The organism is Veillonella sp. DNF00869, from assembly GCF_001553345.1.
In the GTDB taxonomy this organism is placed as follows: domain Bacteria; phylum Bacillota; class Negativicutes; order Veillonellales; family Veillonellaceae; genus F0422.
Map to the genome: position 1 here is coordinate 200,315 of NZ_KQ960771.1, position 23,184 is coordinate 223,498.

Sequence of the window (23,184 nt, forward strand, 5' to 3'; positions counted from 1 at the left end):
GAACTCTTTGACCTTTGGTCTTATGAAAAACTAGGCATTAAGAGTCCTAACTTGCCTGAAAATAAAATAGCATCTATTGTTCCAGAAAATGAATATGCCAAGTTTTAATACAAAGGAGTCTAGGATTGACAGTGTATAAAAAAGGAAAATTTTATTTATTTTTCTTGCTTATAATGGCTATGGTGGGATCTTTATATCTCTATGTTAATATTCATAGGTATCTGGATACAAAAATATTTTTTCGATATGAAATAACCTTTGTCTTTGAGTTAAGAGATTATTTTAATCAAAGAACACTAGAGAATGAGATGTTTACATATGTTGTGAAAAACGATACTTTATATGTGTATGGTCTATCTGGATATACAAAGGTGAAATTAGGAATGGGCGTTCATATCATTAAGATTTTAAATCCAGAGTATGAAAGTAATTATATACCAAGTCTGGATGCCAGAGGCCCCTATTATTCTAGTATTGATGAATTGCGACAAGAATATGGTAGTAATCTGATGTTAGAACACAATTTTGGTGCATTGGACGATACTGATATTGCTACATTTGTGGAATTACTTAATGAAACTAGGTCAAGAGAAAGTTCACATTATAGTTTTTTAGAAGATTCTGGCGATTTATATAAAGATGGAAAAATGATGGCTCAAGGACTCCGCATTTTAAATGACGCTTTAATCGGTGAACATTTTAAAAGAAACTAGGTTAGATAGATATGTCAAAGATAGGGAAGAATGAAGGAAATGACGAATTTAAAAATGGAGAGATGATACTATGATGGAAATGCCTTATTTTTTGCAAGATAAAGAATGGTATACAGAATACTATGACAACAAAGGACATATACATTATAAGCTGACTGACAGGGCTCCTAAAGAAGCAATTAAATCATACAGTAAATATTATAAAACTTTAGAGTACGCGAAAAAACATAATATTAATCTTTAAACTTTTTCATAGTGCTTTACCAATTACTAATTTTTTTGGTAGAATAGGTATTATAATTTCTCGAGGTAGAAAATTTGTGGCATCTACACAACTAGAAATAGGATTGAGATGTGGGGTAAGCGACACCCACCGAGAAGTATTAAAAGGCTTTTTGTCAAATGTGGTGGCTGCTCATATAAGAGTAGCCTCAATAATTTATTATAAAGCAAATATATGGATAAGCATAAAGAAAAAGTTGAACGATGAATTATGATTGGTATGGTCTTAGGTCTATACCAATTTTTTAGTATCCGATTAATTTTTACAACTATATATAGTATGTATTATAATATAATATGATGTATAATAAATCCATTTTTATGGAATCAGGAGAAATAAAAATGAAATTTAACTACAATGGATTATGGAAGTTGTTGATAGATAAGAATATGAAGAAGAAAGATTTAATTGATGAGACAGGAATATCACCAACAACGATATCAAAGATGGTTAAAGGCGATGCAGTATCTCTTACTGTAATCGGTAAAATTTGTGAAGAATTAGGTGCAGATGTAGGAGATTTGATTTGTATTGAAAAAGACATAGAGGAAGATAAATAAATGGCATTTACAATTGATGTAGATGAGGGGAAATGGAGCAAAAAAGTTCTGGAAACTCTTCTTATCGATAGAACTACGAACAGAAATATTATCTGGGGAACAGATGACTATGAGATGTTAGGTAAAGAATACTATTCTCATTACCCTATTCTTTTTACTCTTATTACTGGTGATAATTCAAATGTTATTCAACCTAGAATACTAAAGACTAAGGAAAGTCAAGGAAATAGAACGAAGGAAAAAGCGGAGGTGTTTACACCTAGCTGGGTTTGCAATGCTCAAAATAATCTGGTTGATAATGCATGGTTTGGAAAAAATTCTGTTTTTAATATAGAAAATGGAAAGACGTGGATTGCAACAACAGATAAAATAGAATTTCCACATAAAAAGAGCAAAACTTGGCAAAAATATGTTGATGAAAGAAGACTTGAAATCACTTGTGGAGAAGCACCTTATTTAGTGAGTAGATATGATACAGTAACGGGTAAGCCTATAGATTTATATGAACGAATCGGTATCTTAGATAGGAAAATGAGAGTAGTAAATGAAAATACCACTAGTGAAGATGAATGGATAAAATGGTCAGAAAGAGCATTTCAAAGTGTTTATGGGTTTGAGTTTCAAGGAGACAGTCTGCTTATAGCGAGAGAAAATTTACTCGTTTCGTATTGTGAATATATGCAAGAAAAACTTAAGCGGGAGCCGAAAGAGGAGGAACTTTTTAGAATAGCCCAGATAGTCTCGTGGAATTTATGGCAGATGGACGGTCTAACATATACTATCCCATATAGAGAACCGACTGAACAAAATGAACAGATGACACTATTTGATTTTATGAAGAAAGAAGAAAGCGTTTTCTGTATTATAAAAGACTGGAGAGCAAGAAAAAATATCATTTTTCAAGACCTGCTAAAACAAGAGGATTATGCAAATGAAAGAAAATAAGATTGAAGCTATAGATATATTAGATAGGATTATCATTGGTCGTGTAGAGCCTCATATCTATGCATTTACAACAAATACAGTACCAAATTATTTAAAGGTTGGGGATACATACAGACCAGTATCAAAAAGATTAAACGAATGGAGAGAAATTTTCCCGGAACTTGAAAAACAATATGAGAATAAAGCCACTATTGATGAAGAAACTTATTTTAGAGATTATTCCATTCATCAATATCTTGAAAATGATTTAAATAAACAAAGATTGAAGCCAGGTGATTTGGAAAATGGTATTTATTATAGTAGAGAATTTTTTAAAGATACACAAATACTGGATATTGATAATGGTATTGAAGATATAAAGAAAAATTATAAAGCTAACTCGAGTAAGTATGAATATTATAGTTCTAATAATAGATTACCTCAGACATATCATTATCAAAGAGGTGGAAAGTGGGACTTAAGACCAAATCAAGAAGTTGCTGTAAATAGTTTTATTCACGCTGTGAAAAATGGACGTAGAAATTTACTAATGTATGCAGTTATGCGCTTTGGAAAATCTTTTACTTCACTTTGCTGTGCTTTAGAATTGAAAGCTAAAACCGTCTTAGTTGTGTCAGCTAAAGCAGATGTTAAGGATGAATGGAAAAAAACGGTTGAAAGTGCAGGTAACTTTTCAGAGTATGTTTTTATAGAATCATCTGATTTGTTGATGGATGAGAATATAATATCTGAAAAGCATTTAGAAGGAAAGAAAACAGTTATTTTCCTTACCTTGCAAGATCTTCAAGGAGACACCATTAAGGATAAGCATAAGGAGGTTTTTGGAGAGCAAATTGACCTTCTCATTGTTGACGAAACACATTTTGGTGCAAGAGCAGAATCTTTTGGGAAGATTTTAAAAAATGCTGGTTATGATAAGACTGACGAAAAGAACATCAGTAAACTTGATGATGAAAATATAGATTTAGTAAATGCTGATCTTGAAATTAAAAAAATAAATGCAAAAATTAGATTGCATTTATCAGGAACACCTTATCGCATTTTGATGGGAAGTGAATTTGAAAAAGAGGATATTATTTCTTTTGTTCAATTTTCAGATATTGTGAAAGAGCAAGAAGAGTGGGATAGGAAACATCTGAATAATGATGATGTAAATGAATGGGATAATCCATATTATGGATTTCCTCAGTTAGTTCGTTTTGCCTTTAATCCGAATGAATCTTCTCGTAAAAAAATGGATGCTTTGAGAAAAAATGGAGTTAGCTTTGCTTTTTCAAAATTATTTGAACCACTTTCTATTAAAAAAGATGCGAGTAATCAGGGACATAAGAAGTTTATAAATGAGTATGAAATTCTTGATTTGCTTAAGGTGATTGATGGTAGTAAAGCAGATGACGAGTTATTAGGGTTCTTAGACTATGACAAAATCAAAGAAGGTAAAATGTGTAGACACATGGTTATGGTTTTGCCATACTGTGCTTCTTGCGATGCAATGGAAGAGCTTATTAGCACAAACAAGGATACATTTAAGAACTTAGGTGAATATGAAATCATAAACATTTCAGGTGTTGATGCAAGAAGAGGATATAGCAAGCCTGATGATATAAAAAGAAAGATTAAAGAGTGTGAAGAAAACAATCAAAAAACATTAACATTAACTGTAAATCGAATGCTAACAGGTTCTACAGTAGAACAATGGGATACAATGCTTTATTTTAAAGATACGGCTTCCCCGCAAGAGTATGATCAATCTATTTTCAGATTGCAAAATCAGTATGTTAGAACACTGTCGAATGAAAATGGATTTATAAAGGAAAATTTAAAACCACAAACTTTGCTAGTTGATTTTGATCCGAATCGTCTATTTAGAATGCAAGAGCAAAAATCTCTTATCTACAATGTGAACACAGAAGAAAATGGGAATAGCAAACTGAGAGAAAGAATTGTAGAGGAACTTCGTATTTCACCGATTATTATGATGAATCATAATAAAATTAAACAGGTAGATGCTACGAATATTTTGGAAGCAGTAAGTGAATATAATAATCAAAGAAGCGTTTCTGATGAAGTAGTTGATATACCTGTTGATTTATCTCTTTTAAATGATGCTGATATCAGAAGGGTTATAGAAAGTCAGGCTGAATTTAATTCAAAGCAAGGATTAACGATAGATCCAAATCAAGGAGATGGTGATGATTTGGATATAGAAGAGCCAAAAGATGAAAAGAATGCAAATAAAGATAAAAAAGATACACCAGCTGAAGATTATTCTGAAACAAAAACAGATGATGAAGTTAAAAAGTTAGAAAGTCAGATTAAGACGTATTATCAAAGATTACTTTTCTATTCTTTCTTAACAAAAGATAAGGTATCTTCTTTAGATGATATTTTAAATACATTGGAAAGATATGATAACCAAAGGGTTGCAAAAAATCTCTATTTGGATAAAGGTGTATTGCAAAAGATTAGTTATAGGATGGACCCATTTAAGAGAAGCAGTTTGGATTATAAAATTCAAAATATATCTATGCTTGCATCAGATGAAAGTGTTCCACCTCTTGATAGGGCGATGACTTCAATAAAAAAGTTTAATCGAATGTCAGAATCCGAGGTTATTACCCCATCAAAAGTGTGTGATGAGATGGTTGCTTTATTACCAGAACAAGGCTTAAGAGAAATAGTTGATAAGCAGTATAAGTTACTTGATATTGCCAGTAAATCAGGAGAATATGCTGTAGCACTTTATAAAAGATTAACAGCTGAACTTGGATATGATCATAAAGATATAAAAGATATAATTTATTCAATTCCAACATCATCTATAGCATATGAATTTACAAGAAGGTTCTATGAAATATTGAATTTGAATGTGAGCAATATATCAAGCGAGTTTAATGCGTATGATTTGATTGATGTGAGAGATGGAAATGGAGAAGTAGATAACACAAAAATTTATAACTTGCTTAAACAAGATAAAAATTTTAGTGAAATTACTTTAAATGATGAGATAGAGGTAGGTGATAAGAAAGTGAAATTTGGTGCAATAGTTGGGAATCCACCATATCAAGAAATTATTAGTAAATCTCAAGGAAATAAATCACTAGGAAAACAACTTTTCCCAAACTATATAAAACTAGCAATGGATGTTACAGATGTATATGCAACATTAATAACTCCATCAAAATGGTTCACTGCAGATGCACAAGATAATTCCTTCCCTAAGCTAAGAGAATATGTAAAGAGAAACAATCACTTAAAAAAAATAAAAACGATGGTTAATGGTGCATCGGTTTTTGAAGGAACAGAGTTAGGATCAGTAAATTATTTTTTATTTGAAAAACAATATACTGGCAATACTGAATTTATACATGATAAAGAAGAAAATAGTGCATTTAGACCATTATTTGAAGAAGACATGGAACAAATAATATCTATGAATTCTATGGTATCCATATTAAATAAAGTTAGAAATCATAAAGGTTTTAATACATTGATGACGATTACAAAAGGAAGAAATGCTTTTGGTATTACAGGTAAGGAGGTTAATAGCAAGACTTCTGAAACCTATTTTGATGGTTCATATTCAGTAAGGTGTTCTTATGATAGGATAAGATACACAAAAGAAGAAGAAATCACAAAGAATAAAGACCTAGCTAATAGATATAAAGTATTTATGTCTAAGGCTAACGGTGCTGCTGGTATTTTTGGTGAGAAAGATGAAGTTGCAATATTAGGGCGGCCATATATTGCTTCTAATCGTTCTGTTTGCACAGATTCTTTAATTCCTATTGGAGATTTTCGAACAGAACAAGAGGCTATTAATTTATCAATGTATTTATTAACTAAATTTTTAAGATTTATGGTTGGCATTCTAAAATCATCTCAAAATATTTCCCAAATTGTATATAAATTTGTACCAATGCAAGACTTCACTAATCAGTCGGATATAGATTGGTCAAAATCAATATCTGAAATTGATGAGCAATTATTTGATAAGTATGGGCTAACAAATGAAGAAAGAGAACATATAAAATCTTCAATTAAGGATATATAGGAGGAATATAAAAATGAGCGTACAATCTGAATTAATAAAATTCAATGATAAAATCAGAGTGGATTTTGAAGTGAAAAAAGAATTAAGTGAGAAGAGAGATATATTACTTGGTAAACTGAGGAATAGCGATGAATTACCTTCATTTAAGGAATTAAATCAAGGTAGTTATGCAATGTGTACAGGTATCGAACCTGAAGATGACAGCGAATATGACATTGATGTAGCTTTAAGATTTTCTGCAAATAAGGATGATTATACTTCAATTGAGTTAAAGAAAAAAATTTGTGAAATTCTAAAAAATCATACAGACTACGGTGCTGAAATTAAGAAACCGTGTGTTACAGTTACTTACAAAAAAGATGGAGAAGCCAAATTTCACGTTGATTTAGTTACATATCTTTATGCTGATAAAGATGATGAAAAAAGTCAATTGTATATAGCTAAAGGGAAAGATAAAGATTCACAAGAATGGGAAGCGGCAGATCCTAAAGGATTAGTTGACTATATAAATGATAGTGTGGAGGGCGGAGAAAAAAGAAATCAATTTAGAAGGGTAATTAGATATTTAAAGAAATGGAAAAATAGAAAATTTTCAAATACTGGTCATGCTAATCCACCTAGTATAGGAATCACATTGATTGCTGCTGATAATTTTAATTATTATGAAGAAGACGACTTAAGCTCGCTAATTGATCTTGTAAATACTATAATTAATAAGTTTAGTTATGTTAGGACAAATGAATCTGGAAGGTCTATGTATAAAATATCTTTGCCGTTGCCATATAATTTAAAGTTTAAATTTGGTGATGATATTTTTGAAAAAATGAGTGTTGCTCAGATGACAGATTTTAAGGATAAAATTGAAAAGCTTAAAAAAGATCTTGTAGAAGTCAGAGATGAAGCAGATGAACTAGAACAATATAAGAAATTAAATAAAATTTTTGGAGATGATTTTGAAATACCTGAAGAAAAGAATTCAGCTAAAAAACAATTTAATTATATTCCATCTTCTAGTGCTTCTGGAATGGAGTAATTAATGGTTAACTACACTGATATTAGCAATGTTGTATTGGATAATAAGTATATTTCTGAATCAGATATTAGGCAAAATGAAATATTTAATGGACATAGTTATGCTTGGATTATTAGCTGTAAACTTGATATATTGAAGAAGTGGATACCTATTGTAATAGGTATCCCTGATGACTGGGAATTAAATTTGTTTGATTTCTATTTGATTGATGAATTACCGTTTATACCTCATATAGATAAAAAAGGGAAAATATGCTTATTTGATTTAGAAGGTAAAATAATTTATCCAGAATTTACAGGGCTTTTTAATCAATGTGTTTTAAAGGCGAAAGAGTTAATTGAAGATGGAATTTCAGGTAAAAATAAAGAGGATTTTATAAAGGAATTTGATTCGTATTTTGCACTGCTCGGTGATATATCTATTGCTCACGTATCATTGCCAACTGAGAAGAAAGATACAAATATAAAATTTTGTGAAATAGCATCGAAAAGTAAACAAAGAAAGAATGAAAAGTTTGCAGCATATATAAAAAGAAAAAATGATGTAAAATATTTTGCTTCTACCAATCAAAAAGATTTTTATACTTGGCAAAAAAAAGGTACACAAAAAAACGGCATCTATCTTTATATTAATCCACTTGAGTATATATATCCTCCTAATATTTTTGATTATAAGCTTGATGAGTTCTTAAATAGACTATTGAGTTTTGTAGACTTTGAGTGTTTCAATAAATTAGAAGGTAAATGCAGTAATAAATTAATGTTGGTTTTTGAAATAAAACAAGGTGATAATGCTGTAAATACTTGCGGATTTATGGTTGAGAATCCAAAATTTTTAGCAAAAAATAAAGTTCAACTCGCATCTTTTACCAGAATAATCCCCCTTTCAATCCATAGACTAGATGTAGATTATTTAACTAGTAGAACTTCTTTTTTGCAAAATGAGATTGTTAATAAATCTATTTTATTGATTGGATGTGGCTCTATTGGCGGCTATGTATTTCATGATTTAATTAAATCAGGATGTAAAAACATAACTCTCGTTGATAAGGATATATTAAAACCAGAAAACGTATTTAGACATTTTCTTGGGATAGAATCAACTTATGATTATAAGGTATTTTCTTTAGTTAACTATGCAAAGAAGACATTACCAGAGATAAATGCAAAAGCAATTTCGGGGAAAATAGAAGATGCAATAAATGATTGTGATTTAAATTTTGATGATTTTGATTATATTGTTTCTGCCACTGGTAATCACACGCTAAATATATGGTTGAATAACTATCTATTGGAAAATAAAATTCTGAAAACGGTATTTTATATATGGAATGAACCTTTAGATATAGGTTGCCATGTTGCGAGAATTAATATTAAAGACAGAAATGATTATCGAGATATTTTTATTATAAATAATGACGGAATATTAGATCTATCCTCATATGTTAAGAATGGACAAACTTTTACTAAAACGTATTCCGGATGTAACGGTACATTCATACCTTATGGCTCAACGTTATCAGTTGAAAGTTCGACTTTGTTCATGGATTTATTCAAGCGTGAGATAGCTGGTAGGATAAATAATAATGTTATTGCTTCTAAAAAAGGAGATGATTATTATCTTACTAGGTCAGGTTTTTCTGTTTCGGATAGGTATATAAATCAAAAAGAGAAGTATCTAGAAGTGGCATTATGTGATTTGGGAAGGGATGATGTATAGGGGTGAGTAATGGACTTGTGATTATTGTAAATAAGAGAAAAATTAAAGTATGCCATAACGTAATACATACTTTATTTGAATATATACAAAAGGGCTTTTTCTCAAGGGAAGCTGGCGGGATTTTGATAGGAAAAGAAAATAAATCTAATGAGAACATAATAATTAATCATATAACTGTTCCGATGTCTAAAGATGAAAGAAAACATAACAGATTTATAAGAAAAGATAAAAAACATATAGAATTGTTTGAAAATCTTTATAAAAAAAGTGATGAGACTCTCAGATATATAGGTGAGTGGCATACTCACCCTGAAGCAATACCTAATTTTTCAAGCATAGATTTAAAAAACTGGAAGAAAATTAGCAAAGATTCAAAGGGTGATGTTAAATTTTATCATATAATAGTAGGATATGAAGCCATTAGAATGTGGGAAATAAATAATACATTACAAGTTAGATTAATAGATACTATTTTCTGGGAGTATATGGATGGAAATTGATAGTGAAAAATATATTAAGAACTTTATATTAGATTCAGTAAGAGAATTAATACAAATATTCTCTCTGATTATTTGTTTAATAGCTCCAACGATTGTTAATCTGGCTGGAATAATTAAAACACTTTTGGGTGATGGGAGTCCTACGATAGAAAATGCAAAATATTATTATTTAATGACTTCTGGGAATTGGACTATGGGATGTCTAATTGCAGTATATGCTTTATTTCATGTCATTAGAAAATCAAATAAAGAGAAAATTTATAATAAAGGGAACATTTATCACAATAAACCATATTGGTGGTATTGGATGTGTTCAAATATATTAGGATACGAAAAATGCAACTTAATCTTAGTACCAATATATACTCAATATAAGTTGATCCTTAGAGATACTTTCGAAAAATATCCTTTTGAGGAAAGTGTTTTTCCACAGAAAGAATACCAGATTAATGTTGAAAGAAAAATGAATGAAATAAACCCTAACTCTAAAGATGTAAATTTAATAATGCAAGACACTTACCCTATCTCTTGCAAACAAATACCTTCCAATTTCAAAACAAATACTACTATTTGGGTAAAAAGAGATTTTTCGAGATTTGGTGAGAGAGTGTATTCTAAAGAACTTGTTGATACTATTGTTGAAGAGATAAGAAAATTAAGCGATGGTGTAACCCTTAATGTTTTTTCAACAACGAATCCTAAAAATACATTTGAAATTGTAAAAAAAGCTATATCTCTTGCGGAAAGAGGTAATGTTAAACATGTTAATGTATTTCAACAAAATAGTGATGGAGAAAGAACTTTTGCTAATAAACCTCATAGAGTTATGTAGGTGTTTTTCAGCATAAAGTTCATACTTGTAATATGCTTGCAATAAAAACGATAAACAGAAATAAAATAGATAATAAGGCTAAATCCGATAATTAAAACCTTAATTTTATGCCATTTATACCAAATGATATCAATAGACATATCAAGTGGGAATAAAATAAACATAGTAAAAGCCAGCAGAACTTTGGATTTGCTGGCTTTTTTAGGCTCTTTGTCAAATATGGGAGATACTCATATAAAAAGTGGTTCAATAATATATCCTGGGGGGACAGCAAAAGCGGTATATTATAGAACCTTTTTATTTCAAGAAAAGCATGATTAAGCCAATTATGGGTTTAAAATATTGTCACACTCCCATAGAATACGGTATAATATAGTGATATGTATAAGTATAATTTTTTGTTCAATTATACATCTTCAGACTTTCAATCTGTTTTGATGTATCAATTTGATGGTAGGAGATAATATGGACAAAGTATATGCAGTAGCTATGAGCGGTGGCGTAGATAGTTCTTTAACCGCTTCAATGTTATTAGAACAAGGGTATAAGGTATTTGGTATTACCTTGCGTTTGTGGGTAAGCGACACGGAGGAAGACGAAATTCCCCAAGCCGTGGTGGATGCGAAGAAAATGTGCGATTTTCTTGGTATTGAACATCATGTGGTGGATGCGAAAGATATTTTCAAAGACAATGTGGTAGATTATTTCATCACGGAATATTCCAATGGTCGTACACCGAACCCATGCGTGTTCTGTAATCGCAATATTAAATTCGATTTGTTATTACAACGTGCTTTATCCTTAGGGGCTACACACATGGTGACAGGTCATTATGCACAGGTTATGTACAATGAGGCAGCACAGCGGTATGAATTACATAAAGGTGACGATCCAACGAAGGATCAAAGTTATGTATTGTACACGTTAACCCAAGATATTTTAAAACATTTAGTCTTTCCTTTGGGGAATCAACCAAAAACGAAAACTCGCGAAATGGCTCATGAAAAAGAATTGCCTGTATGGGATAAACCAGATAGCTTAGATATCTGTTTCTTGCCGAATCATAATTACCAAGGGTTCATCGAAAAAACATCGAAATCGAAACCTAAATCAGGACGCATTGTCCATGAAAATGGTGAAGTGTTAGGTACGCATAATGGATTATACAATTATACAATTGGACAACGTAAGGGCTTGGGCATTGCATATGCATACCCTCTCTATGTTGTGAAATTAGATGGCGAAACGAATGAGGTTATCGTAGGTCCTAATGAAAGTTTATTCTCTCGCACCATGTTGTGTAAAAACTATAACTTCCTAGACGGAGTTGTACCCACATCATTGCAAGCAGAAGGTAAGATTCGGTATGCCGCGAAACCATCACCCTGTACTGTTACTTTCACAGAGGACGGTACTATGAAAGTTGAATTTACGGAACCACAACGCGCCATTACACCGGGGCAATCTGTCGTATTCTACGAAGGAAGTCGAGTTCTTGGTGGTGGTGTAATAGATATTGTTTGTTAGAAAGGGAAGTCATGAGTACATCACATATTCGTAATTTTTGTATCATTGCTCATATTGACCATGGTAAGTCCACGCTAGCGGATCGTTTAATCGAAGAAACTGGATCTTTGACAAAACGGGAAATGCAAGCCCAAGTCTTAGACTCCATGGACCTAGAACGGGAACGGGGCATTACCATTAAAGCTCAATCCGTTCGTTTATTACACACTGCAAAAGATGGACAAGAATATACATTAAATTTAATCGACACACCAGGTCACGTGGACTTCAGCTATGAAGTATCACGTTCCTTGGCAGCTTGCGAAGGAGCCTTGTTGGTGGTTGATGCTGCACAAGGTGTAGAGGCGCAAACTTTGGCCAATGTCTATTTAGCATTGGAACATGATTTGGAAATCATTCCTGTCATTAATAAAATTGATTTGCCAAGTGCAGATCCTGAACGTGTAAAACGTGAAATCGAAGATGTTATTGGATTAGATGCATCTGATGCTATTTTGGCCAGCGCTAAGTCTGGCATTGGTATTCAGGATATCTTAGAAGCCATTGTAGAGAAAATTCCTGCACCACCAGATCATTCTGATAAACCAGCACGGGCCTTAATTTTTGACTCTCGCTTTGACTCCTACAAAGGTGCCATTGCTTACGTGCGCGTGCAAGAAGGTTCTTTGAAAGTAAAAGATACCATTCGTATGATGCACAGTTCTAAGGATTTTGAGGTCACTGAATTAGGTGTATTTACACCGCATTTATTACCAGTCCAAGAATTACCATGTGGCTCTGTAGGCTGTGTAGCGGCAAGTATTAAAAATGTTCGTGACTGTCGTGTAGGGGATACTATCACAAAAGCAGATAATCCAGCTGAAGAACCATTACCAGGATACCGCAAAGCCGTGTCCATGGTATATTGTGGTCTATACCCAACAGATTCCAAAGATTATGAAAACTTACGGGATGCCTTAGAAAAACTAAATCTAAACGATGCTGCTTTAGAATACGAAGCAGAAACATCCTTGGCACTAGGTTTTGGATTCCGTTGCGGTTTCCTTGGACTATTACACATGGATGTCATCCAAGAACGATTGGAACGGGAGTATAATCTATCCTTGATTACGACTGCTCCAAGCGTAAACTATAAGGTATACAAAACAAATGGGGAAGTCATCGAAGTGGATAACCCTGCTAAATTACCGCCACCAACTGAAATTGACTATGTAGAAGAGCCATATGTAAAGGCTACCACTATCGTTCCTAAAGATTATGTGGGGGCCATTATGGAACTTTCACAGGACAAACGTGGGGAATACATCAGCATGGAATACATTGATGAAAGCCGTGTATCTATCGTATACCACTTGCCGCTAGGGGAAATCATTTACGATTACTTTGATAAATTGAAGTCTGCTACGAAAGGCTATGCATCCTTGGACTACGAATTGATTGGCTACCAACAATCTCCGATGGTAAAAATGGATATCTTGCTAAACGGAGATCCTGTCGATGCCTTGAGTATTATTGTTCACAAAGATCGCGCTCAATTACGTGGCCGTGCCCTCGCTGAGAAATTGAAAGAATTGATTCCACGTCAAAACTTTGAAATTCCAATCCAAGCGGCAGTAGGCACAAAAATTGTAGCTCGTGAAACGGTAAAAGCCTGGCGCAAAGACGTATTGGCAAAATGTTACGGTGGCGATATTTCCCGTAAACGTAAATTGCTAGAAAAACAAAAAGAAGGTAAAAAACGGATGAAAGCTGTAGGGTCTGTAGAGATTCCACAAGAGGCATTCATGGCGATTTTGAAAGTAGAAAACTAATGAATACAACTCGTATTCCAGTAGGTCATAGGGGAATGTATATCCACATTCCCTTTTGCCGTCAAAAGTGTACCTACTGTGATTTCCCTTCGTACCAAGGATTAGAAGACTATTTTGATGTGTACACCTATGCGTTGCGCCAAGAGATTGAATCTAATCAGGCCTTCTTGGGGACAGAGCCCTTCGATACGATTTACTTCGGCGGTGGCACCCCGACTGTGTTGTCCATTAAGGAATTGAATCGTATATTAGAGACAGTGTACAAAACATATACGGTTAGCAGTGATGTAGAAATTACCATTGAGGCTAACCCTGGTGAAGTAGACGCACAATACATGCGACACTTATATGAGCTTGGCATCAACCGCATTAGCTTTGGTGTGCAAACATTTTGTGATGACCATTTGCGTGTATTGCAACGAACCCATACGGCAAAGATGGCACAACAAGCTGTTCTATATGCCTATGAGGTAGGCTTCCGCAATATAAGTATTGATCAAATTTATGGATTGCCGCAACAAACATTGGAAGACATTTCTTATAATCTAGATATTATTCAGTCTTTGCCGATTAATCATATCTCTATCTATGGCCTACAAGTGGAACCTAGTACCTTATTGCATCGCCAAGTCATGGACCATTCGGTCATATTACCGTCTGAAGATATATGCGAACAGATGTACGACTACCTTGTAGAAGGGTTAGAAAAACAGATGTTCGATAGATATGAAATTGCTAGTTTTGGTAAAGATGGAGCTTTCAGTCGTCATAATATCAAATACTGGCATGGCGCTGATTACATCGGCTTTGGTGCTGGTGCTCATTCCTTTGTTGGGAATCGGCGCTTTCAGAATACCCCTTACGTGGTGCCTTACATCCATAAAATTGAAATGGGTGAAAGTCCATGCATTGAGGAAGAAATCATCACTAGCCCTCGTGACTATGAAGATTTTAGCTTTCTTGCGTTGCGCACGAAGTGGGGATTAGTACCTAGTTTGTTTGAAAGTCGATTTAATTTAGACTTTCACAATATATATGGATCTGTTGTAACAGATCTAATACGTAAACAATTGCTTGTTTATGAAGATGATGCATATCGTCTCACTAAGGAAGGGGCCAAGCACGGAAATTATGTGTTTAGTCAGTTCCTTACGTCCTAAGTAGGAATGTACGCCCATACAGTTAATTTAGGAGAGTTTTATGAAAACAGCAGTTATTTTACATGCCTTATTCAGTGAGTTCACATACGAACAAATGGAGGCAATTTTTAGCCTAGCGAAAGAACATAATGGAAAGTTCCGTATCGTTCCTACAGGCATTCAAATTTATGACATTACAAAAGAACAAAAAGAATCCATCTTAGAACACTTACCAGATGGAGTGGTGCAAGTACAACATAAATCGGTGAACTCCATCGTGGCATGCCGCGGTACAGATGGATGTAGCCATGCCTTTATGGAAACCATTCCGATGGCGACTATGGTAGACCAAAAACACTACGGCAAAGATATGCCGAATAAAATTCGCATCGGCATCAGCGGTTGCCCACGATGCTGCGCAGAGTCTATGATCAAAGACATCGGCCTAGTGGGAAAACCAAATGGCTTTACCTTAGTAGCAGGTGGCACAAGCGGTGCCTTGCCTCGAAAAGCAATTACCTTGCTAGAAGGATTATCCCCGGAAGAAGCAGAACAGAAAATCTCAGAGCTCTTAGAATGGTATAGCAAAAATGCGAATCCAAAAGAGAAGTTCGAGCATGTATTACAACGATTGGGGAATCCGTTCCAGTAAAACGTCACTTGTGATGCTATGTAGCCTGTGGCTAACTAAACTAAATATATTAAAAGGAAGAGCACGGTATACTCCTCACAAACGGTATTTCATAATGTTTGTTCGGAGCACACCGTGCTCTTCTAGTGTTTGTGTAATTTAGTTGGTAAGATTTGCCACAGGCTACTACGCTTAACTTCGTTCCTAATGGGAATAGATTACTACTTAATGGTTTTGTAATACACGCCAGCTTTAGGGTTGGTGATTCTTAGTTTTAATGGTGCATCGTCCTTGATGATGTATAACGTATCTTCTTCTAATCCAGTCCATTCTAATGATATGGAAGTTTCACCTGCAGTGATACCAAGTGCTTCCAATGGTGGGACATACAGCAGTCGTACTCCTTTGGGTAGGAGTGTACTGCTTTTTTTTATGAACTGTAATTGTTCTCCGTGTTTTACATAATCCAATATCTGTGTTAATTCGTTATGATGTTCTTCGTTTATTAAATCATAAACCTGTGCATGCTCAATATGTATAAAATTTTCAATGTCATCACGTTGTAATACAATAAATTTCATATACTACCTTTCCTTTATAGAAATCATTAATCTAAAACAAGGCTAAGCTAAGGCCTAGCATCTTACAAAGCCTAATATCTTAATAGATGCTAATATATAATTATAATATCATTATACTATCAATTCTATGACGATACAATTTTAAAAGGGAGTATACATCGATTAAATCTCACACCAAGTAAATGCGTTAGTGAGGTATATCTATATAATGCACTATGTAAGAATTAACGTAGAGGGTCACAGCAACGCTCGTCCTCAAACTTCCACCCAATTGGACGCGTTGATGAGGTATGTCAAGTTAACATACTAATTGATGAGAACCTCAGAAGAGCACGGCATGTTCCGGAGCAAACCTAACGAAGTATCAGTTTGCGGAGGAATGTGCCGTGCTCTTCCTTTTGCCCAAATTAGTACTGACATACCTCACCAAACTAAATAATCAAAAGTTTGTTTTTTTGACTAATACGGTATTTACTGAACTTTCACCAATTTTTCACTTGACATATGTTGTAAATGTGATACTATATATCTTGTAGTTAGCACTCAACCTTAGTGAGTGCTAATAATAACGAGGTGATACTATGGATGAAAGGAAAGAGCGCATTCTGCGTGCTATCATTCAAGATTACATTAAAACAGCGGAACCTGTTGGTTCTCGTACGATCGCTAAGAATTATGATCTAGGCATCAGTCCTGCGACGGTACGAAATGAAATGGCTGATTTAGAAGATCTTGGCTTTCTTGAACAACCTCATACATCAGCAGGTCGGATTCCTTCGGCAAAAGGCTACCAGTACTATGTAGACACTTTACAGGGGTTTGAAGACGATGCAGCTGAAGATATTCCTGTAATTCAAGAGTTATGGCAGGCTCATCAACAAGAACTTGATGATTTTTTTGTAGAAATAGCAAAACTTATTTCTCGTATTAGTCATAATGTGAGTATGTTTTTAGCTCCCGCCCATGATTCATCTACTATAACCTATATCCATGTTCTTCCTATCGATGAACATAGAGCGGTCATGGTGGTGGTAACGAATACAGGTGCTTTGGATAATGAGCCAATTTATTTTACAGAACCTATTAATAAAGAAGAATTAGCTATGCATGCGCATCGCTTTAATAGTGTACTTCATGATGTATCCATCCAGGATATCACGCAAGAAAACTTAGACAAAATGCGGGTAACTTTAGATTTACAAGGTACAACGTATGTAGTTTTTTGTGACACATTATATCGAGCCATTGCTAAGCGAAAACTCTTCTATACAATAGGAACTACATCCTTGTTAGAACAACCAGAGTTTAACGATATTAAACGGGCCCAACCACTGTTAGCCTTATTAGAACAACAAGATGAGTTAACCCAATTATTAACGCCAAACTCTAGTAGTCCTATCGATGTAAAAATAGGTCACTCCAACGAACTGGTGAAAGATATTAGCGTTATCCAAGCAAGTTTCAATGTTCCTCATCAAGTAGGTACCCTCGCTATTGTAGGTCCTACACGAATGGAATATGGCCGTATTATGGGTATCCTAGCCTATATTAATAAGTGCATGGAAGAATTACAAGAACAGAAAAAGAAGCTGTAAAGAGGTGAAGTATGGAAGAAAATAAACAAGAAGAAACAGTCACTCCTGAAGTGGAAGTTTTGGAAGAAGAAGCTCCTGAAGCAGTAGACCCTACGAAAGAATGGGAGCAACGATACATGCGTTTGCAAGCAGATTTTGAAAACTTCAGACGTCGTACGAACCAAGAAAAAGAACAATTAGGGGTATTTGTTAAATCTCATGTTATTGAAGATTTACTCCCAGTATTAGATAATTTTGAAAGAGCACTTTCAGCACCTGAAACGCCAGAAACGAAGGCTTTCATGGAAGGATTTGTAATGATTCAACAAAGCTTGATGGCAAGCCTATCAAAACAAGGTTTAGCAGTCATTGAAGCTGTGGGACAACCATTTGATCCAAATTTCCATCAAGCTATCATGCGTGTTCCAGCTGAAGATATGGAAGATGACACTGTGTGTGAAGTATTACAAACAGGCTATACTGTAGAAGGCCGTGTGGTACGTCCAGCCATGGTGAAAGTAGTCCATAACGGATAATTAATTATTATAATTAACATATTAGAAGAAGTATTAGGAGGTCATGTTAAATGGCAAAAGTAATTGGTATTGACTTAGGTACAACAAATTCTTGTTTCGCAGTAATGGAAGGCGGCGAACCAACTGTTATTACAAACCAAGAGGGAGCTAGAACGACTCCTTCCGTAGTAGGTTTTGCAAAAAATGGCGAACGTTTAGTAGGTCAATTAGCTAAACGTCAAGCAGTTTCTAACCCTGAAAACACAATCATTTCTATTAAACGTCATATGGGTACAGATTACAAAGTGAATGTAGAAGGTAAATCCTATACACCACAAGAAATCTCCGCTATGATTCTACAAAAAATTAAAGCTGATGCAGAAGCTCATTTAGGGGAACCAGTAAAACAAGCAGTTATTACTGTTCCTGCATACTTCACTGACTCTCAACGTCAAGCAACAAAAGACGCTGGTACAGTAGCAGGCTTAGAAGTATTACGTATCATTAACGAACCTACAGCAGCTGCTTTGGCATATGGCGTAGACAAAGGTGAAGACGGTAAAATTCTTGTATTCGACCTTGGTGGTGGTACATTCGACGTATCCATCCTTGAATTGGGTGAAGGCGTATTTGAAGTATTGGCAACATCTGGTAACAACCATTTAGGTGGTGACGACTTTGACCAACGCATTATGGATTATTTAATCAGCGAATTCAAAAAAGAAACTGGTATCGATTTATCCAATGACAAATTAGCTGACCAACGCTTAAAAGAAGCTGCTGAAAAAGCTAAAATTGAGTTATCTGGCGTAGCTAGCACACAAATCAACTTGCCATTCATCACAGCTGATGCAACAGGCCCTAAACATTTAGACGTAACATTAACTCGTGCTAAATTTGATGAATTAACTCGTGACTTAGTAGAAGCAACTATCGAGCCTACTCGTAAAGCGATGAAAGATGCTGATTTATCTGCATCCGAAATCGATAAAGTATTATTGGTTGGTGGTTCCACTCGTATTCCAGCAGTACAAGAAGCAATCAAACGTGAATTAGGTAAAGAACCAACTAAAAACATCAACCCTGACGAATGTGTAGCTATCGGTGCTGCGATTCAAGGTGGTGTATTAGTAGGTGAAGTAAAAGACGTATTGTTACTCGACGTAACTCCATTGTCTTTAGGTATTGAAACTATGGGTGGTATCTTCACTCGCATTATCGACCGCAATACAACAATCCCTACATCTAAATCTCAAGTATTCTCCACTGCAGCAGATAACCAACCTTCCGTTGATATCCATGTATTGCAAGGGGAACGCGACATGGCTTCAGCTAACAAAACATTGGGCCGTTTCGAATTGTCCGGCATCCCAGCAGCTCCTCGTGGAGTACCTAAAATCGAAGTTACATTCAACATCGATGCTAACGGTATCGTTAATGTAAAAGCAAAAGATCTTGGTACTGGTAAAGAGCAAGCAATCACAATTACATCTTCTTCCGGTTTAAGCGATGAAGAAATCGACCGCATGGTAAAAGAAGCTGAAACACATGCAGCTGAAGATAAAGCTAAAAAAGAAGAAGTAGAAGTGAAAAACAATGCTGATAACTTGGTATACCAAGCTGAAAAAGCAGTGAAAGACTTTGAAGGTAAAGCTGATGCAGCACAATTAGAAGCTGTTAAAAAAGCGACAGAAACGTTAAAAGCATCTATTGAGTCTGGCGATATTGAAAAAATTAAAGCTGATAGCGAAGCATTGACAGCTCCTTTATACGAATTGTCCTCTAAAATGTACGAACAAGCGCAAGCTCAAGGCGAACAAGGTGGACAAGAAGCTCCTAAACAAGATGATAATGTAGTAGACGCTGACTACACAGTAGTTGACGAAGACAAAAAATAATAAGAAGGGACATAGATAATGGCTCGTGATTATTATGACGTCCTTGGCGTCAACAAAAATGCATCCCAAGATGAAATTAAGAAAGCATTTCGTAAGAAAGCACGTCAATACCATCCAGATGTGAATCGAGACAATCCAGAAGAGGCAGAAAAGAACTTTAAAGAAGTGAATGAAGCCTATGAAGTATTGTCTGATGATACGAAAAAAGCACAATATGATCAATATGGTCATGATGCCTTTACTGCTGGCGGAGGTAACTCCGCTGGTGGCTTTGGCGGGGGCTTCGGCGGCGGTGGATTTGGCGGTTTCAGCGGTGGCGGCGGATTTGAAGATATTTTTGGTAATATCTTTGACATGTTCGGCGGCGGTGGTGGCCGTGGCCAACGTGGTCCAGAGCGTGGTGCCGACTTACGTCAAGACGTACGTATTTCCTTCCGTGATGCTGTATTTGGCACAACAATGAAAGTCAATGTACAACGTCATGAAGAGTGTGATCATTGTCATGGTACAGGTGGTGAGCCTGGTTCTAAAGTAGAAACATGTCCAAACTGTCATGGTTCCGGACAAGAGGCTGTTATTCAAAATACACCATTTGGTCGTATGCAAACGGTTCGCACATGTTCTCGATGTGGTGGACAAGGTAAAATTGTTGAAAAACCTTGTAAAGTATGTCGTGGACAAGGACAAGCTATTAAACGCCGTGATATTGAAATCAAAATACCTGCTGGTGTCGATGATGGTGCACGTCTTCGTGTATCTGGTGAAGGTGAACCAGGTACTTTAGGTGGTCCTAAGGGCGATTTATATGTGTATATCTCTGTGTCTCGTGACAAAGAATTTGAACGCAGTGGCAACGATGTTGTATTACGTCAAACTATCTCTTTCTCACAAGCTGCACTAGGTGCTACTATACAAGTTCCTACTTTAGAAGGTAAAGTGGAGTTAAAAATCCCTGAAGGTACACAAACTGGTACTGCTTTCAGAATTAAAGGACAAGGTGTTCCGTATTTACGTCAACCAAGCCAACGTGGTGATCAACACGTGGTGGTAACTGTGGAAACACCTAAAAAATTGACAGATAAACAACGTCAATTATTAGTTGAGTTTGCTGCAGAAAACAAAGAAGATGTAAATACTTTGAAAGTGAACAAAAGCATATTAGAAAATTTAAGTGATAAGGTGAAACAGTTATTTTGCCAAGATTAAAACTTGGTAAGTAAGGAGTCATCTATGAAATGGATAGAAATATCCATTACTGTAGAAGTGGCAGTCATTGATGAAATGGCTGCCATTTTTAATGATATAGAGAGTAATGGATACATAGAAGAAACAATAGAAAATAACCCCAACTTAAGCTGTGTGACCATCTATTTAGGCGTAGACAAAGATGAGGAGCAGTGGAAACAGGTCATAGAAACAGCATTACAAGATGCTAATATTTCCTATAGAGATATGGTAAGTAAAACTGTAAACGATGAGCAATGGTATCATAGTTGGCAACAATATATTATGCCTACGAGATTGTTACCAGACTTGGTGATCTGTCCCTCTTGGCAAAGCTATGATGCCTCTACAGATCCACTCGCTACAGAACAAGATGTGGTAATGACCATGGATACAAAGCTTTCTTTTGGCACAGGAGACCATGAAACTACTAGAAACTGCGCCACTTTATTAGGCAAATATATACACCGTATTCCCGTAGATTTGAGCCAACAGGTTTGCCTAGATATTGGTACTGGTACAGGTATTTTATTACTAGCAGCCCATCATTTAGGGATTCCTAATTTGGTGGGGATAGATTTAGAAGAAGAAGCAGCTATACAAGCAAAGGAAAACTGTGCAAGCAATGGTATTGAGGCTACCATTATTCATGGCAATTTAAGCGATGACTTTTACGGTAAAGCTCATCTTATACTAGCAAATTTAACAGTAGACCCTCTAAAAATTTTATTGCCTATGATTAGGGAAAAACTACACGATAATGGTATACTAATAATAAGTGGTATTGTGGACGATCGGTATGATGAAATTATGCCGTATATTACTAACCACTGGACTATTATGGAAGAAATGGTAGAGGGTCCTTGGCACACCTTTGCCTTGGCATAAGATAGGAAGTATATGAAAAAAATATTTATTGATGGCATTATAGATGAAAGTATCCAGTTACCTGCAGATACAGCACATCATCTCTTTCATGTATTGCGCCATTCTAAAGAGGAACCTTTTATTGTGAGCAATCATCAAGGGCATACAGGTGAATTTGTGCTAATATCTGAGGAATCAGATATATATATGGCGAAACGATTACGTACCATTGACGTGTCTACATCAGCTACGAAAGTAGTGTTAATTCAATCCTTTTTGAAAGGCGATAAGTTCGAGTTTTTATTGCAAAAGGCTACGGAATTAAACGTTCATCACATCTACGGTGTATCTTCGGTCCATTGTGTAGCTAAATATGATGCTAAAAAATTAAACGCCAAGAAAAGTAGATGGGAAAAAATTATCATAGAAGCAAGCCAACAATGTGGTCGCCCTGATGTACCTACATTAACAGTAGAACAGTCACTTTCAGAGGTACTGCAAACCTTACAATCTGATGAGGGATTTCTCTTGTTAGGTGCCTATGAACGAGAAGATGACAAGACGATCAAAGATATTTTACAAACACAGTTACATACTAATTCATACCATATCATAGCCATTTGCATTGGTCCTGAAGGTGGTTATAGCCCTACTGAAATGGAACTATTGGAATCCTGTGGAGGCCATAAGGTTAGCCTAGGAGCCACTATATTGCGTGCTGAAACAGCGGCATTAAGTGCTGTGAGTATGATTCAATATGAATTACTAGATTAGGAGT

Annotated in this window: 19 protein-coding genes; 18 read left to right on the forward strand and 1 reads right to left on the reverse strand. The window is 35.1% G+C overall.

All coding sequences use genetic code 11. The annotated features are described in order from the left end of the window. Nucleotides 1–125: 125 nt before the first annotated feature. The 12 genes from HMPREF3032_RS05265 (at nucleotide 126) to HMPREF3032_RS05320 (ending at nucleotide 15,768) form a co-directional block, all read left to right on the forward strand. Nucleotides 126–713, forward strand: a complete 588-nt coding sequence (locus HMPREF3032_RS05265; RefSeq protein ID WP_062402702.1) for a hypothetical protein — start codon at nucleotides 126–128, stop codon at nucleotides 711–713. Nucleotides 714–1,337: 624 nt separating this feature from the next. Next, complete coding sequence (locus HMPREF3032_RS05270) at nucleotides 1,338–1,556, forward strand: helix-turn-helix domain-containing protein (RefSeq protein ID WP_062402705.1); 219 nt, start codon at nucleotides 1,338–1,340, stop codon at nucleotides 1,554–1,556. Further along, nucleotides 1,557–2,501 (forward strand): hypothetical protein, encoded by a 945-nt coding sequence (locus tag HMPREF3032_RS05275; protein WP_062402708.1) that lies wholly within the window; start codon nucleotides 1,557–1,559, stop codon nucleotides 2,499–2,501. Further along, a complete protein-coding gene (locus HMPREF3032_RS05280; protein WP_062403446.1) occupies nucleotides 2,488–6,555 on the forward strand; it encodes a DEAD/DEAH box helicase family protein in 4,068 nt (1,355 codons plus the stop codon). Before HMPREF3032_RS05275 ends, HMPREF3032_RS05280 begins: the two co-directional genes overlap by 14 nt. 13 nt (nucleotides 6,556–6,568) lie before the next feature. Then, nucleotides 6,569–7,588: a nucleotidyltransferase domain-containing protein gene (locus tag HMPREF3032_RS05285; RefSeq protein ID WP_062402711.1), complete on the forward strand. Its 1,020-nt coding sequence runs from the start codon at nucleotides 6,569–6,571 to the stop codon at nucleotides 7,586–7,588. Nucleotides 7,589–7,591: 3 nt separating this feature from the next. Then, a complete protein-coding gene (locus HMPREF3032_RS05290; protein ID WP_062402714.1) occupies nucleotides 7,592–9,307 on the forward strand; it encodes a ThiF family adenylyltransferase in 1,716 nt (571 codons plus the stop codon). Nucleotides 9,308–9,324: 17 nt separating this feature from the next. Then, nucleotides 9,325–9,807, forward strand: a complete 483-nt coding sequence (locus tag HMPREF3032_RS05295) for a Mov34/MPN/PAD-1 family protein (RefSeq protein WP_197413492.1) — start codon at nucleotides 9,325–9,327, stop codon at nucleotides 9,805–9,807. Beyond that, a complete protein-coding gene (locus tag HMPREF3032_RS05300) occupies nucleotides 9,797–10,639 on the forward strand; it encodes a hypothetical protein (RefSeq protein WP_062402720.1) in 843 nt (280 codons plus the stop codon). The genes HMPREF3032_RS05295 and HMPREF3032_RS05300 overlap by 11 nt, the downstream gene beginning before the upstream one ends. A 465-nt stretch (nucleotides 10,640–11,104) precedes the next feature. Continuing rightward, nucleotides 11,105–12,166 carry a tRNA 2-thiouridine(34) synthase MnmA gene (mnmA, locus tag HMPREF3032_RS05305; protein WP_062402723.1) on the forward strand — a complete coding sequence of 354 codons (1,062 nt, stop codon included), beginning with the start codon at nucleotides 11,105–11,107 and terminating at the stop codon, nucleotides 12,164–12,166. Between the two features lie 11 nt (nucleotides 12,167–12,177). Beyond that, a complete protein-coding gene (gene lepA / locus HMPREF3032_RS05310) occupies nucleotides 12,178–13,977 on the forward strand; it encodes a translation elongation factor 4 (RefSeq protein ID WP_062403449.1) in 1,800 nt (599 codons plus the stop codon). Beyond that, nucleotides 13,977–15,137: a radical SAM family heme chaperone HemW gene (gene hemW, locus HMPREF3032_RS05315; RefSeq protein ID WP_062402726.1), complete on the forward strand. Its 1,161-nt coding sequence runs from the start codon at nucleotides 13,977–13,979 to the stop codon at nucleotides 15,135–15,137. The genes lepA and hemW overlap by 1 nt, the downstream gene beginning before the upstream one ends. Before the next feature lie 40 nt (nucleotides 15,138–15,177). Then, nucleotides 15,178–15,768 (forward strand): nitrite reductase, encoded by a 591-nt coding sequence (locus tag HMPREF3032_RS05320; RefSeq protein ID WP_062402729.1) that lies wholly within the window; start codon nucleotides 15,178–15,180, stop codon nucleotides 15,766–15,768. 200 nt (nucleotides 15,769–15,968) lie between these two features. On the opposite strand, the gene HMPREF3032_RS05325 is transcribed toward HMPREF3032_RS05320, so the two are convergent. Then, entirely contained in the window at nucleotides 15,969–16,328 is a 360-nt protein-coding gene (locus tag HMPREF3032_RS05325) for a hypothetical protein (protein ID WP_062402732.1), read from the reverse strand. 581 nt (nucleotides 16,329–16,909) lie between these two features. Here HMPREF3032_RS05325 and hrcA point away from each other — a divergent pair. From hrcA to HMPREF3032_RS05355, 6 genes are read left to right on the forward strand one after another with little or no spacing between them, the layout of a single operon-like run. Continuing rightward, nucleotides 16,910–17,923: a heat-inducible transcriptional repressor HrcA gene (hrcA, locus tag HMPREF3032_RS05330; RefSeq protein ID WP_062402735.1), complete on the forward strand. Its 1,014-nt coding sequence runs from the start codon at nucleotides 16,910–16,912 to the stop codon at nucleotides 17,921–17,923. Nucleotides 17,924–17,934: 11 nt separating this feature from the next. Beyond that, nucleotides 17,935–18,438 (forward strand): nucleotide exchange factor GrpE, encoded by a 504-nt coding sequence (gene grpE / locus HMPREF3032_RS05335; protein ID WP_062402738.1) that lies wholly within the window; start codon nucleotides 17,935–17,937, stop codon nucleotides 18,436–18,438. A 50-nt stretch (nucleotides 18,439–18,488) separates the two neighbouring features. Beyond that, entirely contained in the window at nucleotides 18,489–20,315 is a 1,827-nt protein-coding gene (gene dnaK, locus HMPREF3032_RS05340; RefSeq protein ID WP_062402740.1) for a molecular chaperone DnaK, read from the forward strand. An 18-nt stretch (nucleotides 20,316–20,333) separates the two neighbouring features. After that, a complete protein-coding gene (gene dnaJ, locus HMPREF3032_RS05345; protein ID WP_062402743.1) occupies nucleotides 20,334–21,521 on the forward strand; it encodes a molecular chaperone DnaJ in 1,188 nt (395 codons plus the stop codon). Between the two features lie 24 nt (nucleotides 21,522–21,545). Next, nucleotides 21,546–22,427 (forward strand): 50S ribosomal protein L11 methyltransferase, encoded by an 882-nt coding sequence (locus HMPREF3032_RS05350; protein ID WP_062402744.1) that lies wholly within the window; start codon nucleotides 21,546–21,548, stop codon nucleotides 22,425–22,427. 12 nt (nucleotides 22,428–22,439) lie between these two features. After that, entirely contained in the window at nucleotides 22,440–23,180 is a 741-nt protein-coding gene (locus tag HMPREF3032_RS05355; RefSeq protein ID WP_062402747.1) for an RsmE family RNA methyltransferase, read from the forward strand. Nucleotides 23,181–23,184: the final 4 nt, after the last annotated feature.